At 69.8% G+C, this 15,722-nt stretch carries 16 protein-coding genes; 12 read left to right on the top strand and 4 right to left on the bottom strand.

Annotated elements, in window-relative coordinates; translation table 11 throughout:
• Nucleotides 1-70: 70 nt before the first annotated feature.
• Complete coding sequence (locus WEB29_03235) at nucleotides 71-337, top strand: translation elongation factor-like protein (GenBank protein ID MEX2135962.1); 267 nt, start codon at nucleotides 71-73, stop codon at nucleotides 335-337.
• 13 nt (nucleotides 338-350) lie between these two features.
• Nucleotides 351-722 carry an MmcQ/YjbR family DNA-binding protein gene (locus tag WEB29_03240; protein MEX2135963.1) on the top strand — a complete coding sequence of 124 codons (372 nt, stop codon included), beginning with the start codon at nucleotides 351-353 and terminating at the stop codon, nucleotides 720-722.
• A gap of 22 nt (nucleotides 723-744) precedes the next feature.
• Here WEB29_03240 and WEB29_03245 read toward each other — a convergent pair whose 3' ends face one another.
• On the bottom strand, nucleotides 745-1,164 hold the full coding sequence (locus WEB29_03245; GenBank protein MEX2135964.1) for a hypothetical protein: 420 nt from the start codon (nucleotides 1,162-1,164) through the stop codon (nucleotides 745-747).
• 95 nt (nucleotides 1,165-1,259) lie between these two features.
• Between WEB29_03245 and WEB29_03250 the strand changes: the two genes are divergently transcribed.
• Both WEB29_03250 and WEB29_03255 read left to right on the top strand, forming a co-directional pair.
• A complete protein-coding gene (locus WEB29_03250; GenBank protein MEX2135965.1) occupies nucleotides 1,260-2,315 on the top strand; it encodes a DUF2330 domain-containing protein in 1,056 nt (351 codons plus the stop codon).
• 18 nt (nucleotides 2,316-2,333) lie between these two features.
• A complete protein-coding gene (locus WEB29_03255; protein ID MEX2135966.1) occupies nucleotides 2,334-2,726 on the top strand; it encodes a plastocyanin/azurin family copper-binding protein in 393 nt (130 codons plus the stop codon).
• Here the strand turns inward: WEB29_03255 and WEB29_03260 are convergent, their stop codons facing one another.
• Nucleotides 2,727-3,506 carry a VIT1/CCC1 transporter family protein gene (locus tag WEB29_03260; GenBank protein MEX2135967.1) on the bottom strand — a complete coding sequence of 260 codons (780 nt, stop codon included), beginning with the start codon at nucleotides 3,504-3,506 and terminating at the stop codon, nucleotides 2,727-2,729.
• A 90-nt stretch (nucleotides 3,507-3,596) separates the two neighbouring features.
• On the opposite strand from WEB29_03260, the gene WEB29_03265 reads away from it, so the two are divergent.
• The gene (locus WEB29_03265; protein ID MEX2135968.1) at nucleotides 3,597-4,490 is read left to right on the top strand and encodes a DUF4349 domain-containing protein; all 894 of its coding nucleotides are present in this window, start codon (nucleotides 3,597-3,599) and stop codon (nucleotides 4,488-4,490) included.
• On the opposite strand, the gene WEB29_03270 is transcribed toward WEB29_03265, so the two are convergent.
• Nucleotides 4,468-5,082 (bottom strand): biotin transporter BioY, encoded by a 615-nt coding sequence (locus WEB29_03270; protein ID MEX2135969.1) that lies wholly within the window; start codon nucleotides 5,080-5,082, stop codon nucleotides 4,468-4,470. The genes WEB29_03265 and WEB29_03270 overlap by 23 nt on opposite strands.
• A gap of 133 nt (nucleotides 5,083-5,215) precedes the next feature.
• Here WEB29_03270 and WEB29_03275 point away from each other — a divergent pair, with 133 nt between their 5' ends.
• A complete protein-coding gene (locus WEB29_03275) occupies nucleotides 5,216-6,370 on the top strand; it encodes a carbamoyl phosphate synthase small subunit (GenBank protein MEX2135970.1) in 1,155 nt (384 codons plus the stop codon).
• On the top strand, nucleotides 6,367-9,159 hold the full coding sequence (gene carB, locus WEB29_03280) for a carbamoyl-phosphate synthase large subunit (GenBank protein MEX2135971.1): 2,793 nt from the start codon (nucleotides 6,367-6,369) through the stop codon (nucleotides 9,157-9,159). The genes WEB29_03275 and carB overlap by 4 nt, the downstream gene beginning before the upstream one ends.
• Before the next feature lie 7 nt (nucleotides 9,160-9,166).
• Here the strand turns inward: carB and WEB29_03285 are convergent, their stop codons facing one another.
• Nucleotides 9,167-9,829: a hypothetical protein gene (locus WEB29_03285; protein ID MEX2135972.1), complete on the bottom strand. Its 663-nt coding sequence runs from the start codon at nucleotides 9,827-9,829 to the stop codon at nucleotides 9,167-9,169.
• Between the two features lie 106 nt (nucleotides 9,830-9,935).
• Here WEB29_03285 and WEB29_03290 point away from each other — a divergent pair, with 106 nt between their 5' ends.
• The 5 genes from WEB29_03290 to gap all read left to right on the top strand — a co-directional run bounded on the left by WEB29_03290 (nucleotide 9,936) and on the right by gap (nucleotide 15,722).
• A complete protein-coding gene (locus tag WEB29_03290) occupies nucleotides 9,936-12,491 on the top strand; it encodes a lamin tail domain-containing protein (GenBank protein ID MEX2135973.1) in 2,556 nt (851 codons plus the stop codon).
• Nucleotides 12,451-13,380, top strand: coding sequence for a nucleoside phosphorylase (locus WEB29_03295; protein MEX2135974.1), 930 nt, complete (start codon nucleotides 12,451-12,453; stop codon nucleotides 13,378-13,380). Before WEB29_03290 ends, WEB29_03295 begins: the two co-directional genes overlap by 41 nt.
• Nucleotides 13,381-13,423: 43 nt before the next feature.
• A complete protein-coding gene (locus tag WEB29_03300; GenBank protein MEX2135975.1) occupies nucleotides 13,424-13,567 on the top strand; it encodes a DUF5679 domain-containing protein in 144 nt (47 codons plus the stop codon).
• A 149-nt stretch (nucleotides 13,568-13,716) separates the two neighbouring features.
• Complete coding sequence (locus WEB29_03305) at nucleotides 13,717-14,718, top strand: ROK family protein (GenBank protein ID MEX2135976.1); 1,002 nt, start codon at nucleotides 13,717-13,719, stop codon at nucleotides 14,716-14,718.
• Complete coding sequence (gap, locus tag WEB29_03310; GenBank protein MEX2135977.1) at nucleotides 14,715-15,722, top strand: type I glyceraldehyde-3-phosphate dehydrogenase; 1,008 nt, start codon at nucleotides 14,715-14,717, stop codon at nucleotides 15,720-15,722. Before WEB29_03305 ends, gap begins: the two co-directional genes overlap by 4 nt.

Genomic DNA, 15,722 nt, shown 5'->3' on the forward strand with positions numbered 1-15,722 from the left:
CACGCGCCACCCTTGACGCCCGGCCGATCGGGGGCGCAGGCTTGCCTTCACCAGCTTCGGAGGCAGTCCGATGTCCGAGGGACACGACCCCGAACAGGCGATCGGGACCGTCACCCACTACTTCAGCCACCTCTCGGTGGCCGCCGTCGCTCTCACCGATGTACTGCGGGTGGGCGACCGCATCCACATCACGGGTCACACGACGAACGTGGAGCAGACCGTCGAGTCGATGGAGGTCGATCACCAGAAGGTGGTGACCGCCGGCCCTGGAGACGACCTGGCGCTGGCCGTGGCGGACCATGTCAGGGACCACGACAAGGTCTACCGCGAAGCCTGACGACCACGCTCCAGTGACCGCCGCCGACCTGCTCGAGCAGCTGCGCCGCGCTGCCTTCGCGCTCCCCGAAGCCTGGGAGGATCATCCGTGGGGTGAATCGGTTGCCAAGGTCGGCAAGAAGGTGTTCGTCTTCTTCGGCTCGACCGATGGCGACGAGCCATTCGGCTTCAGCGTGAAGCTCCCGATCTCGAACGACGAGGCACTCTCCATGCCGTTCACGGTGCCGACCGGCTACGGGCTCGATCGCGGCAACTGGGTCACGGTTCGGCCCCCCGATGATGTGCCGCTGGACCTGCTGCTGGCCTGGATCGAGGAGAGCTATCGCACGGTGGCACCGAAGGCGCTGGTGGCGCAGCTCGACGCGCCGGGGATGGGCCGGGGCTAACGCTCTGGAGCTGCGCGATCGGCTACTCGTCGATCGCGATGACCTCGGCGCTCCAGGGGCAGAAGCGGTCGCCGGAGAGGGTGCCGTCCTCGACGTATGACGGCAGGCCGTCGCACACCTCGGTGGTGAAGTCGGCGAACTCCAGCGTATCCGGGTCGATGTGCCAGGAATAGCCGGTGTTCACCCCTCCGTCATCGCCGCGCACGATCAGCCCATTGGGGATGCGCGGAGCCTCCTCGCCGGCGAGGAGCCGGTGCGCGATCGCGATATCGGCCGCATCGGTGAGCTGGATGCGGTACTCCTCGTCGCCGACCTGGAGCGTGACGACCGTGGTCGCCGACGCCGGCGGCGATGGCGAGGGAGAGGTGGAGGCGCTGGGTGTGGCAGCCGAACAGGCGGCGAGCAGAGCGCACAGCAGCGCCCCGGAAACGAGGGGTCTCATGGGCCTCCGGACGGTCCGGACCGTCCAGAAGTTCCGCGGAACTCTCGCGGTCGCCGGGCCGTCCTGCCGGGCAACCGAACCAGAGGACCCCAACCATGCGTCGCCTCGCCGCCCCGATAGCCGCATTCGCATTCACCCTTGCACTCGCCGCGCCCACCCTGGCCTGCGGCGGCTTGATCGGCCCGAACGGCGCCGTCAACCTGCTGCGCACGACCACCCTGGCCGGCTATCACGACGGCGTCGAGCATTACATCACCGCATTTGAGTTCGCCGGGGGCGGCGGCGCGTTCGGCAGCATCGTCCCGCTGCCAGGCATCCCGACCAGCGTCGTGAAGGGAGGCGATTGGACCCTCCAGCGCCTGCTGCGCGAGACCGATCCTCAGCCAGACTTCTTTGCCGCAGCCGGCGCTGCCGAGTCACGCGCGCAGGTGCTGCAGCAGGTGCGCATCGATGCGCTCGACATCACCATCCTGAAGGGTGGCGGCGCTGAGATCGGCGTCTGGGCCAAGGAGCACGGCTTCTCGCTCCCGCCCGATGCGCCCGAGGTGCTCGACTTCTATGCCGGGCGCTCTCCGATCTTCATGGCAGCCGCCTTCGACGCCGCCGCGGCCGCGGAGCGCGGCCAGGCGATCGGGGATGGAACACCGGTGCACCTGAGCATCCCGACCGACAACCCCTGGGTCCCGTTGCGCATCCTGGCGCTGGGCAAGAGCGCGGCCGAGGCGGTTCAGGCCGATGTCTACCTGCTCACCGACGAGCATCCGGCTCTCCTGCCCGCTCCTGGCAGCAAGCTGGCCGCGGGTGGCCTGAACCTGACCCACAGCGATTCGGCCAGCGCCGAGCTTCTCGCCGATCTGCGCTCTGACAAGGGGATGGAGTGGGTGCCGGAGGACGCGTGGCTGACAAAGATCGAGATCGACGCCTCGGCGGGGAACCTGCGCTTCGACCTGGCAATCGACCCGACCGGGGCCGGCCAGCCGTCCCTGCGCGATGCCGGACTGGCCCCCTTCGGGCCGCTGCCGGCGCCGCCAACATGGACCCCGCTGTTCGTCATGCTGCTGGCCGTCTCGTCCGCGATCCCGTTGGGCGGCGCCTGGCTGCTGGCGCTGGGAACGCGCAACGGCGGCCGAGGCCGGCCGCTCGCCGGCTGACCGATGCGGAATCTCCCGGTGCGGTCGACGGCCCTCAGCCTGCTGCTCCTGGCAGGACTGGCCGCCGGCTGCAGCCCGGACATGTCGCCGCTGCGGGTGGAGATCCGGATCCATTACTCGCAGTTCGAGCCGATCGCGCTCACGTTCCCACATGGGGTGGCCGTGACCTTTGTGCTCATCAACGACGACCCGATCGATCACGAGTGGCTGATCGGGGACGAGGCGTTCCACGAACGACATCGCGACGGTACGGAGCCGCAGCACGGGGATCGACCGACCGAGGTCTCTCTTCCTCCACTGACGTCGATCGAGACGACGCTGACCTTCGACAGCCCGGGCACGATGGACTACATCTGTCACTTCCCCGGGCACGAGAAGTACGGGATGGTTGGGACGCTGACCGTCACCTAGCTAGACCGGAGTCGCGGGGACTCCCAGCAGGGTCGGCAGCAGGTTGCCGAAGAAGAATCCGGCAATGCCGGCGAAGGCGCCGAGGACCAGGATCTCGAGGCCGGATCGCAGCCACGCCTGCCGCGTCCATCGGCTCTTGAGCACGCCGATCCCGAACAGCACGCCGCCGCTGGCCACGACCGCGGCCCAAATCGCGACCTCGATCGGCAAAACCAGGTACACAAGCACCGGCACCAGCGCCCCCAGGCCGAAGCTGGTCCCCATCACCAACGCGCCCTGCATCGGGCTCCCCTCCGCGTGCTCGCCAGTGAGGCCCAGCTCCTTCTCAACCATCGTCTTGAGCAGCACGTCGGAATGCGCCGCGATGGTCCCGGCCACGGCCGAGGCCTCCTCGCGAGGCAGGCCATCCTCCTCGAACATGTAGGCCATCTCGGCTTCGGCCTCGCCGGGGCGTTCCGCGACCTCCTCGCGTTCGCCGGCGATTTGAGCCACAAAGATCTCGCGCTGGCTCTTGCTGCTCATGTACTCGCCGGCGGCCATGCTGAAGACACCCGCGAGGCCGGTGGCGATGCCGGCGATCAGCACCGGAACGCGATCCGCGGAGGCGCCCGCGACGGTGCTCACCACCGCCAGGGTGCTGACCAGCCCGTCCTGCGCCCCAAAGATCGCCTCGCGGATCTCACCGAGCAGGCTTGCCTTGCGCCGCTCATCGGCGAGGTGATCTCGGACCCAGCTGCGGTCGAAATCTACGGCGGGCGTGCCTGGGGGTGGTGACTGCATGCCTTGATCGTACCGGAGGCCGGGAACGAGCGGGTCAACTCCTGCGTCCCGGTCACACATACGCAAGATGTAGCCCAGGAGGACGGACCGATGCCCAACGCCAATCGGCGCTTCACGCGTCCCTTGTCCGTGAGAACGCTGGCGATCCTGAGTCTGCTGATGGTTGCGTCCATCGTCGCCGCCTGCGCTGCGGCCAGCGGGCCGGGTGCTGCGCCCGGCGACGGCCGAGATCTCGGCGGTGGGCCGGTCACCGGCGGCACCGACGAAGGCGGCAACGGCGAACAGCCCGCCAGCCTCGCCGACCAGAAGATCATCAAGACCGGAGAGATCAGCATCGAGGTGCCCGATGTCGCCAGGGCGTTGGCCCGCGTGCGCGCTATGGCCCTCCAGCTCGACGGATACGTGGGCGGCTCACAGGCTGGGACCCGGGACGAGGCGGCGACGCTGACGTTGCGCATCCCCGCCGATCGGTTCGAGGATGCCCTCGCGCGTCTGCACGAGCTCGACGGTGACGTCGTCGTCGAGGCAACCAACGAGCAGGACGTGACCTCGGCGGTGGTGGACCTCGAGGCCAGGATCGCGAACCTGCAGGCCTCTGAGACCCAGTACCGCTCCCTGTTGAGCAAGGCGGTCAAGATCGAGGACATCCTGGCTGTTCAGACCCGGCTTGACGACGTTCGCGGCCAGATCGAGCAGCTTCAGGCACAGCATAAGGAGCTCAGTGGGCTGGCCGACCTCTCCACCCTGCATGTGACGCTGATTCCCAGCGCGCTGCAGCAGGCTGCTGGCAGCTGGGATCCCGGCAAAACGGTTGCGGACGCCTTCGCGGCGCTGGTAGCCGTTGGTCAGGGCGTCGGGAACGGCGCGATCTGGTTCGTGATCGTGTGGCTGCCCGCCCTTATCGCGCTGGGGCTCCTGGTCCTGCTGGTCATGCGCCTGTTCCCTGGCCTGCGCAACCGGATCAGCCGCGCTCCGAAGGCCTGACGGCGCGCCAGGCCAGGGGCAGGAGCGCTGCGGCAGCCGCGATCTTGATCAGGTCCCACGGGACGAAGTCGAGCGCGCCGACCCGTAAGGCAGTGGCCAGGTCAAGCCCCGCGATCGCCATCAGGGCCGGCACGCCGACGGCGTAGATGGCGAGGTTGCCGAGCACCATGAGCCCGATCGTCGAGGCGGGCGACCGATCCCAGCCGCGCTCGGCGAGCCAGCCGACCAGTGCCCCGGCCAGGATGAAGCCACCCAGGTAGCCGACGCTGAATCTCAGCGCCCCGTCGGCGGCAAGCCCCGACGACCCATCGGCGAAGACGCCCAGCCCCGCCGCCCCGAGCGCGACATACAGCAGCATCGAGGCCAGGCCCAGCCGTGCGCCGAGGGCTGTGCCGACCAGCAGCACCGCGGCCGTCTGGAAGGTATACGGCACCAGCGGGTTCCAGGGCGCGAACCACACGATCTGGGCCGAGATGGCGGTGAGGCCCGCCCCGCCGCCGACCAGGAGCGAGGCGCGTAGCCATCGGGCCGCCTCGCTCGAACCGATCGCCGGGACAGCGACATCGGCCAGGGTTGCGGCGCGACTGGTCATGGGCGTCACTCCTCGTGCAGGTGCCTCCAGGGGAGCGATGGTACCGCGCCGATGGCCCTCGGATGCGCCTCGGCTGCGCTACACTGCGACCGTCCTTTAAGCCCGGCACTGCGATGCCGGAAAGGAGCGATCTTTGCGCACAAGCCTGACCCGCGAACCCACGACGCCACCCGCCACCGAGCGGTCGGCGTCGTTTTTCGTGCCGGGGATCCTCGCGCTCGAGGGCGGGACGCTCTTCCGTGGCCGCCTGCGCGGCGCCTTACGCTCGGCAGAGGGCGACCTGATCTTCTCGACGGCCGCCTCCGGCTGGGGCGAGATCCTGACCGATCCCTCGTACGCGGGCCAGATCGTGGTCCTCACCCATCCGATGGTCGGCAGCTACCGGATCGATCCGGACGAGCTCGAGTCCGACCGGGTGCATCCCAGGGCCGTCATTGTCACCCGGCTGGTGACGCCACCGACTGGCCCGGGTCGCTCGTTCGAGGAGCTGCTGATCGAGGCCGGCATTCCGGCACTCGAGGGGATCGACACGCGCGCCCTGACGCTCGAGCTGCGGCGCGGCGCGGCGCGCAAGGCGGTCATTCGCGCCGCCACCGATGACGCGGGGGCGACCGAGCAGGCGAGGCAGATCGTCGGTTGGGAGGCGGTCGACCACGTCGCGGCGGTCTCGACGCGCGCGTCGTACCGCCTTGCAGCGGCTGGCACCCGTCGCGGGCATGCGACCCTCATCGACTTCGGCGTGAAGCGGTCGCTCCTGCGCGCCCTCACCGAGCGTGGCCTGGAGGTCGAGGTGCTGCCTCACGACGCCACCGCCACGGACGTGGCCGCCACCGAACCGGACCTCGTGGTCCTCTCGCCGGGCCCGGGCGATCCCTCGCGCATGGCGCCCCAGATCGAGACGGCGCAGCAGCTGGCAGAACGGGCGGTGGCGGGCGGTCCGCCCGTTCTGGGGATCTGCCTCGGCCATCAGCTCCTGGCCCTTGCCGCGGGGGCAGAAACGCGCCGCCTGGCGGTCGGGCATCACGGCGGCAACCACGCCGTGCTCGAGCTGGCCACCGGTCGCGTGGACATCGGTGCCCACAACCACGAGGTCGAGGTCCTCGACGGTCCGATGCTGGCGGCTGGCGGCTACCGGGTCAGCCACCGGGATCTCAACGACGGAACGGTCGAGGGGCTGTTGCATGCCTCGGGCCGGATCGCATCGGTCCAGTTCCACCCGGAGGGGGCTCCCGGACCGATCGACGCGGCGCGGGTCTTCGACGTGGCAGTCAACGGGGTCACGGCATGACGCCGCGCAAGGTCCTGGTAATCGGCTCGGGGCCGATCGTCATCGGCCAGGCGGCGGAGTTCGACTACGCCGGCGTGCAGGCCTGCCTGGCGCTGCGCGGCGAGGGCGTGGAGACGGTGCTCGTCAATTCGAATCCAGCCACCGTCATGACCGATCCGGACGTGGGTGGCACCGTGGTGATCGGGCCGTTGACGGTTGACCATCTGGAGCGGGTCATCGCCGAGCACCGGCCCGATGCGCTGCTGCCGACCCTTGGCGGGCAGACGGGCCTGAACCTTGCCGTCGCGCTCGACGATGCCGGCGTCCTGGAGCGCTACGGCGTGCGAGTCCTCGGAACGCCGCTGGCGGCCGTGCGCGCGGCGGAGGATCGAGGCGGCTTCCGCGACCTGGTGACGCGGATCGGGGAGCCAGTGCCGGAGAGCGCCGTGGTGGAGACGATCGAGGACGGCCTGCGCTTCGTCGAGGAGCTGGGCGCCCCGGTGGTGGTGCGGCCAGCGTTCACGCTTGGCGGCGGCGGGGGCGGCTTCGCGTCCACGCCTGAGCAGGCGCGGGCGCGTCTGACGACCGGGCTGGCGGCGAGCCCCATCGGCCAGGTCCTGGTCGAGCGCAGCCTGCTGGGCTGGTACGAGATCGAGTTCGAGGTGCTGCGAGACGCCTCCGACACGGCGATCGCCATCTGCGGCATGGAGAACCTCGACCCGATGGGCGTGCACACCGGCGACTCGATCGTGGTCGCTCCGATCCAGACGCTGCCCGATCCGCTCGTCCAGCAGCTGCGGCGCTGCGCGCTGAAGATCGTGCGCGAGCTGCGGCTGGAGGGCGGCTGCAACGTGCAGTTGGCGGTGCGGCCTGACGGCCGAGACTACCGTGTCATCGAGGTCAACCCGCGGGTCAGCCGTTCGTCCGCGCTGGCCAGCAAGGCGACCGGTTACCCGATAGCGCGGGTGGCCGCCCTCATCGCGCTCGGTAAGCGGCTGCACGAGCTCCCGAACCCGGCCACCGGGTCGGGGAGCGCCGCCTTCGAGCCGGCCGTCGACTACGTGGTCGTCAAGCTGCCGCGCTGGCCGTTCGACAAGTTCCCGGACGCGGATCGTTCGCTGGGGATCCAGATGAAGGCGACCGGCGAGGCGATGGCGATCGACCGCGAGTTCGGCACGGCGCTCCTCAAGGCGATCCGCTCCCTTGAGCCGCGGGGACACGGATGGCTGTGGGAAGACCCGGCATGGGGCCTCTCCCATCGGCCTCCGAACGACCTCGCCTCCTTCCTGGAACCAACCGATACGCGCCTGTGGAGGTTGGTTGCCCTCCTGCGCCATGGCTGGACCGATGCCGCCGGGCTGAGCGAGGCGACCGGGATCGCGCCGTGGTTCAGTGAGCGGTTGGCGGAGCTGGTCGAGGCAGAACGGAGCCTTGTCGGCATGCCGCTCCTCGAGGCCAAGCAGCTCGGCTTCGGCGACGCCGACATCGCGACCCTCTCCGGCGTGCCGGCGGTGGCGGTGCGGCGCGCGCGCGTTCGCGCGGGGATCCGCCCCGCGTATCGGCGGGTGGACACCTGCGCCGGAGAGTTCCCGGCCGAGACGCCGTACTTCTACTCCTCGCACACCACGCCCGAGGTTGCGCCCCCGACCGATCGTCGCAGCGTGATCGTGGTCGGCTCCGGGCCGATCCGCATCGGGCAGGGCATCGAGTTCGACTACTGCTCGGTACGAGCCGCCTGGGCAATCCGAGAGATGGGCCTCGACGCCGTCGTAATCAACAACAACCCGGAGACCGTGTCGACCGATTACGACGCCTGCTCGCGCCTCTACTTCGAGCCGCTTGACGCCGAGAGCGTGCTCGACGTGATCGACCACGAGCGGGCACTCACCGGCGAACCGCCTCACGTGGTGCTCACCTTCGGGGGGCAGACGGCCATCGACCTGGCCAAGGAGCTGGCATACGCCGATGTGCCGATCGCCGGGCTCACGGCCCAGGCGATCGAGCTGACCGAGGACCGGGAGCGCTTCGCCACGCTCCTCGATGAGCTCGCGATCGAGGGGCCGCGCGGGCGGCTGGCCGCCGACGAGAGGGAGCTGCGCTCCATCGTCGGCGTGCTCGGGCTGCCGGTCATCGTCCGGCCGTCATGGGTGATTGGCGGGCGCGGGATCGCGGTGCTACGGAGCGAGGATGATGTCACGGGGCAACTGGCGACCGAGATCGGCTGGCCGCTGCGGGTGGACCCGATGGTCGACGGGGTCGAGCTGGACGTGGACGTCATCAGCGATGGGCAGAACTGGTGCGTGCCGGGGATCCTGGAGCAGCTCGACCCTCCCGGTGTTCACTCCGGAGACTCGGTCGCGGTCCTCCCGCCCCAGCGCATCTCGCGGCAGGTGCAAGTGGCAGCGGCCGAAACGGCCGGGCGCATCGCCCTGCGCCTTGGGGTGCGCGGGATCCTGAACGTGCAGATGATCGTGTCCGATGACCGGATCGTGGTGATCGAGGCCAATCCGCGTGCCAGCCGAACGGTGCCGATCGTGGCCAAGGCGACCGGTCGTGACGTGGTCGCCGCCGCGGTGCGCTGCGCGCTCGGCGCGACGTTGGCGGAGGTGCGCTGGCAGCCGGGCCTCGCGGCGGACGCTCCGCTGGTCGCGGTCAAGACGCCGATCGGCTCACTCTGGCGCCTGCCGGGCGTGGATACGGCGCTCGGTCCGGAGATGCGTTCGACCGGGGAGGTGCTCGGGCTGGCGCCTGACTACGCAGGGGCCATGGCGGCCGCGGAAGCAGCGGCGTTGGCGCACTCGGCGCCCTGAGCCTCCGTCAGCGGCGACGTCGCGCGGCGGCCGCCTGGCGCGTGGCGGGGTCGGCCATGCGCCGTCGCAGATAGCCACCGTAGAAGCCCGCCAGCGCCCCAATGCCTGCCTGCAGTATCCCGTTGGTGAGCAGATACGTGGCTGCCAGCGTGGTCGCTCCAGGCTCATCGAGGGCGGCGGTCCCCGCGAGGGCGAAGATCGCGTAGCCCGCATACAGCAGGTAGCCGATCACCGCCGCCACGAAGCCGTACAGCCACGGCCGCTGCCAGCCGATCCAGCCTGCCGCCACGAGCGCTCCGAACGAGACGAACGACGCGATGCTGCCCACCACCGACCTCCCCTCCTGGACCGTGATGATGTAGGCCGCCGCCCAGAGCAGGCCCATCACAATGCCGGCGAGCGGGTTGCGGGGGATCAGCCACAGGCTCGAAACGACCGGGCGAAGCCTCCCCGTATACGTGAAGCCGGCCAGCGGATCCGGCTTGCCGGGGAGGGGGGCTGCCGGTGGGAAGAGCCGTCGCAGAAGCGATCCGGACGGTCGTCGCGCGGGGGCGGCCTCGACCTCGTCCTGCTCCTCGTCCTCGAGGCGTCCCTGCGCCTGCAGACGGGCTCGGCGACGTGCTTCCGCCCGGCGTTCAGCGTCCAGCGCGGCGGAGGTCTTCTTCGACATGGCCCGCGATTGTACGCGGGATCGGTAAGCGCGGCCTAAGCGACCGGTAACGATCCACCGCGCATCCTGCGGCGACCTGCACGCCTCCGGCTATTCGAGGTGTGCCGTGCCCGTCGTCCGCGCCGTTCCCGTTGCCCCACACCGGCTGCTGGCCGGTTTGATCTCGATCGGCGTGCTTGCGCTGGCGATCGACCACGCCATGGCGTTCCCCATGACGGAGGACCTCGGCAGCACGGCCGCCCCGCTCGTCGAGGTGACCGGTCACCTGCTCGTGAGCGAGGTGATGACGGGCGGAGTGAGCGCATCCGACGAGTTCATCGAGCTCTACAACCCGGCGCCCTCGATGCTGCCGCTCGAGGGCCTCGAAGTGGTGTACGTCACCGCCAGCGGCGCAACCGTCACCCGCAAGGCCTCATGGTCGGCTGGAGCTGCGGGGATTTCGCCGGGCGCCCATCTGCTGATCGCGAACGAGGCCGGGATCCTTGCCGGCCTGGCCGACGTGGCGTACGCCAGCGGGCTGGCGGCGACGGGTGGCAGCGTCGCCCTGCGGGTGGTTGGCGCCGCCACCGCGATCGACGCGGTCGGCTGGGGGAACGCCGCGAGCTCCTGGCTCGAGGCGCGACCGGCGCCCGCCCCGGCCGCCGGCAGCAGCCTCGAACGGCTTCCCGGCGGCTGGCTGGGATCCGGCCAGGACACCGATGACAACCTGGTCGACTACGTCGTCCAGCCGATCCCGGATCCGCAGAACAGCGGCTCGCCGCCCATTCCCGTCGCGAGCGACAGTCCGGCGCCAAGCAGCTCGCCGATCCCTTCAGCAACGGCGGAACCCAGCTCCTGTCCGACGATGGAGCCGTCCGTGGAACCGAGCGTCACCGGGACGCCCTTGGCCACCCCGTCACCTGAACCCACCGCAACCGCTGCTCCCACGGCGATCCCTGCCCCCACCTCAACTCCCGTGCCCACCCCGGCGCTGCTCTCCATCGCGGACGCGCGGTCGCAGCCTGACGGCACGACTGTGACGGTCGAGGGCGTGACGCTGACGGCCGGCGACTTCACCGATGGGGGTGGGTATCTCGTCGACGCGTCCGCGGGCATCGCCGTGCTCATCTCCGATGGGACGTTCGCTCGCGGCAAGCTATTGCGGGTCACGGGCACCCTCGACGATCGGTATGCGCAGCGCACCATCCGGACGACCGCGGACGCGGTCACAAGCCTGGGAGCCGCGAACGACCCGTTGCCGGTGGACGCGGCGACCGGATCCATCGGCGAGGCATTCGAAGGCCAACTGGTCGAGATCAGCGGGATCATCAGCAGCTCGGTGACGACGCTGAGCACAGGCCTGGCATGGGACCTCAATGACGGCAGCGGCGCAACCCGAATCCTGGTCGGGACCGGGACGGGGATCGACACATCGTCCTGGGCGCGAGGGGTTGGGCTCACGCTCATCGGCGTCGTCGGCCAGCGGGATTCAAGCGGGACCGCGACATCGGGCTTTCGCGTCCAGCCCAGGGACGCCGCCGATGTCGTCTCGGTTGAACCGATCGCGACGTCCAGCCCAACTCCATCGCCGGCGCCGACTACAACGTCATCCGCATCCGCGTCGGCCAGTCCTTCAGCCACGCCGACGCCGGGGTCGTCGCTCGTTTCGATCAGCGAGGCACGCGCGGCGGCGACCGGCACCCACCTCCGGATCCGTGGGGTGGTGACGGCGCCCTCCGGACTGATCGAGTCCGGCAGCGCCGTGATCCAGGACGCGACCGCGGGGATCCTCGTCCGGCTTGGAGCCGATGTCGGCAGCCTCGCCCTGGGGCAGCTGGTCGAGCTGGACGGGACCAGGTCCACCAAGGCCGGCATGCTCAGCCTTCGGGTGGCCACCTCGCCGCGCTACCTCGGGACGCAGGCCGAGCCGGAGCCGCTGCGTCGCGCAACGGGCGCACTGGGCGAGGGCGAAGAGGCTCGCCTGGTGGTCGTCCGCGGTGCGATCAGCACGGCGATCAGCCGGCCCCGCGGTGGCAACGTCTCCTTCGCGATCGACGACGGCTCAGGGCCGATCCGCGTCTCGATCTCCTCGCGCAGCGGCATCTCCGGCGGATCGCTGACACGGGGCGCCTGGCTGGAAGTCCGCGCGGTTCTCGCGCAACAGACGACCGGCTCCGCCCCGTCGAGCGGCTACCGCCTGTGGCCGAGGACCGCCGCTGACCTCAGAGTGATCGCCTCTCCCGTAACGGGTTCGACCCAACCGCTGGCCTGCTGCGCATTCGTCCAGACGGCGCAGCACTCGCTCCCGACCGGCGACCTCGGGAATGCTCTGCACGATCAGGTCGACGCTCCGCTCATCGCGCGAACGCCCCCGACACTGGCTCGACCTCAGCCGACCAGCTCGTCCCGGCCCATCTCCACCATCGAGCGAGGAACCGCGTCGGTGACGGACCATCAAGCGCCTGCCGCGGGACTCGTCGTCTCCGGCATGGGGCTCGCCGCGCTGGCCGGCCTGGCGGCCTGGTTCGGCCGCCGGCGCGGGCCCGACGGCGACCAGCCGATCGACGCGGAGCTGCCAGAGGCCCACGAAGGCATGGCCGCGCAAGGTGGCCCACGCCTGTCCGTGCTGCGCGTCGAGGCGAATGACGCTCGAAACGAGCGGCGTATACTCCCGCCGACCTGAGGTCCCACGCTCGCACGAGGAGCTCACCGAGGCCTTGACCGATCTCTCGCAGGCGGACGCGCCGCGCACCGGCGGTCGCCAGTACCACATCGCGCTGGAGCGGGGTGAGCTGGCCGAGTACATCGTGCTGGTGGGGGATCCCGGGCGAGTGGCCAAGGTCTCGTCCCGATGGGACTCGGTCGAGCTCAACCGCAGCAACCGGGAGATCACCACCGCCACCGGCACCTACCAGGGGATGCGGCTCTCGGCCATGTCCACCGGGATGGGCCCTGACAACGTGGAGATCGTGCTGGCCGAGGTGATGGAGATCACGGATCAGCCCACGCTGATCCGCATCGGCTCGAGTGGCGCCCTCCAGCCGGAGATCGCCCTCGGGGACCTGATCGTGTCGATCGGGGCGGTCCGTTTGGAGAACACGACCGACTTCTATGTGCACCCTGGATACCCGGCCATCGCCCACCGAGACGTGGTCTGGGCCCTCGAGGCGGCATGTCGCGAGACGGGTGCTCCGTACCATGTTGGGATGACAGCGACCGCGAGCGGGTTTTACGCTCCGCAGGGAAGGGCGATGCGCACGCTCCCGGTTCGCTATCCTGATCTCGCGGAGGAGCTGCGACGCCAACGCGTCGCCAACCTCGAGATGGAGTCGTCGGCACTCTTCGTGTTGGCAGGACTCGCGGGGTTGCGCGCCGGGACGGTATGCGCCGCCTACGCACAGCGCGTCGATGGGACGTTTCTGGAAGGCGCGGCGAAGGAGGCCGCAGAGGCACGCTGTATCGATGTCGGACTGGCCGGCATCCACCTGCTCTGGGCGATCGACAACGGAGACGAAGGCGATCCCCACGCACGCTGGTCGGGCTTGATCGGCGGGCAAGGCGGGGAGCGTTAAGCAACGCCGGCACGTTGCCGGCACACAAGGAGGCAACTCACCGATGGCGACCAATGCCTACTGCGTCAAGTGCAAGGCAAAGCGCGACATGCGTAACGAAAGCAAGATCACGATGAAAAACGGCAAGCCGGCCACCCAGGGCACCTGTCCGGTGTGTGGCACCAAGATGTTCAGGATCGGCGGCTGAACCAGGGCTTGCAGATCTGACACAGCGCGCGGGCTCCGCCCGCGACGCTCAATACCAAGCGCGTCGGCCGTTCGGTCGCGCGCCGTCGGGAGACCCGATGGCCGCCGCCGAGCGGCCGATTCCATGCTCGGCCGCTACAATGACGGCCTGTGGATGAGGTAGCCGATCGGTCGATCCTGGCGATCGACCTCGGCGGGACCCAGATCCGCGCCGCGCACGTCAGCCCCGACCTTACCGTCTCGTGCCGTCGTGCCCTGGAGACTCGTGACGAGGAGGGCGTGGAAGCGGTGATCGATCGGATCTGCGCCGCCGCTCGCACCGTGCGCGAGGATGCGCGGCGCGCCGGCCTGGCGGATCCGGTCGGGATCGGCATTTCGTCGCCCGGCCCGCTGGACCCCTGGAAGGGCGTCGTGATCGCGCCGCCCAACCTGGCGGGCTGGCGGAATATCCCGCTGGCGGCGCGCGTGGAAGAGGCTGTCGGGCTGCCCACCTACCTGGAGCGCGACACCAACGCCGCCGTCATGGGAGAGTGGCGCTACGGTGCAGGCAAGGGCGCCGACGACGTGATCTACGTGACCGTCTCGACCGGCATCGGCGGCGGCCTGGTGCTCGACGGCCGGCCCCTGATCGGCAAGGACGGCACCGCCGGCGAGATCGGGCACATGACGGTCGACATCGACGGGCCGCTGTGCGGCGACGGCCAGCCCGGCCACGCCGAGGCGATCGGCTCCGGCAGGGCAATCGCGCGTGAGGGACGCGCCCTGCTGAAGAGCGGCGCGGCGCCTGGTCTGGCAGCCCTCGCGGCCGACGCGGAGGTGGATGCCGAACTGGTGGCGCGCGCCGCCGATGCGGGCGACGTCGCGTGTCAGCGCGTTCTCGACCGCGCCTGGGTCGCGATCGGCGCCATGTGCGCGAGCCTGGTCAACGCCGTCAATCCCGAGGTGATCGTGCTCGGCGGCAGCATCGGCTGCAATCGGCCAGAGTTGCCCAGCGCGATTCGCGCCGAGATCGACCGCCGCGCCTTCCCGGCTCCGGCGCGGCGCGTGCGGCTCGAGATGACGCAGTTCGCCGGCGACGTCTCGCTGATCGGCCTGCTGCCGATCGTGAATGAACGAATGACAGATCCGTCCTATTCGAAGGAGCTCGCGTGACCCGCATCGGCATCAATGGCTTCGGCCGGATCGGCCGTCAGACTCTCAAGGCCATCCTTGAGCGCCATCCGGACAGCCTCGAGGTGGTCGCCGTCAACGACCTGGCTCCCACGGCAACCAATGCGCACCTGTTCAAGTACGACTCGACCTACGGGCGCTATTCCGGCGAGGTGTCGCATACCGAGAGCGACATCGTCGTCGACGGCTACCCGATTCGCGCCCTCTCGGAGCGGGACCCCGCGGCTCTCCCGTGGAAGGACCTGGGCGTCGAGCTCGTGGTGGAGTCGACGGGCATCTTCACGGACGCCACCAAGGCGCACGCCCACCTGGACGCCGGCGCGCGCAAGGTGATCATCAGCGCTCCCGCCAAGAACGAGGACGTGACCCTGGTGCTCGGCGTGAACGAGGGCGTCTACGACCCGGAGAAGCACCACATCGTCAGCAACGCCTCGTGCACCACCAACGGGCTGGCACTGCCGGCCAAGGTCGTGTGGGACTCGTTCGGGATCGAGCGCGGCATGATGACGACCGTCCACTCGTACACCAACGACCAGAACGTGCTCGACGTCTTCCACCCGGACCTGCGCCGGGCGCGATCCGCCGGGCAGAACATCATTCCCACCACCACCGGCGCCGCCAAGGCACTGTCGCTGGTGATCCCCGAGCTCAAGGGCCGCTTCGACGGCTTTGCGCTGCGGGTGCCGACCGCCACGGTGAGCATCATCGACTTCGTGGCGATCACGTCGCGCCCGGTCAGCGCCGAGACCGCCAACGCGGCGCTCAAGGCCGCGGCGGACGGGCCGATGAAGGGGCTGCTGGGCTTCACCGCCGAGCCACTGGTAAGCATGGACTTCAAGGGCGACGAACGATCCAGCATCGTCGACAGCCTCTCGACCATGGTCGTTGGCGACAACCTGCTGAAGGTGATCGCCTGGTACGACAACGAATGGGGCTACTCCTGCCGGGTGGCGGATCTCGCCAGCTTCATGGCCGCCCGGCTGTAG

This window comes from Chloroflexota bacterium (assembly GCA_040902225.1).
Lineage (GTDB): Bacteria > Chloroflexota > Limnocylindria > QHBO01 > QHBO01 > CF-167.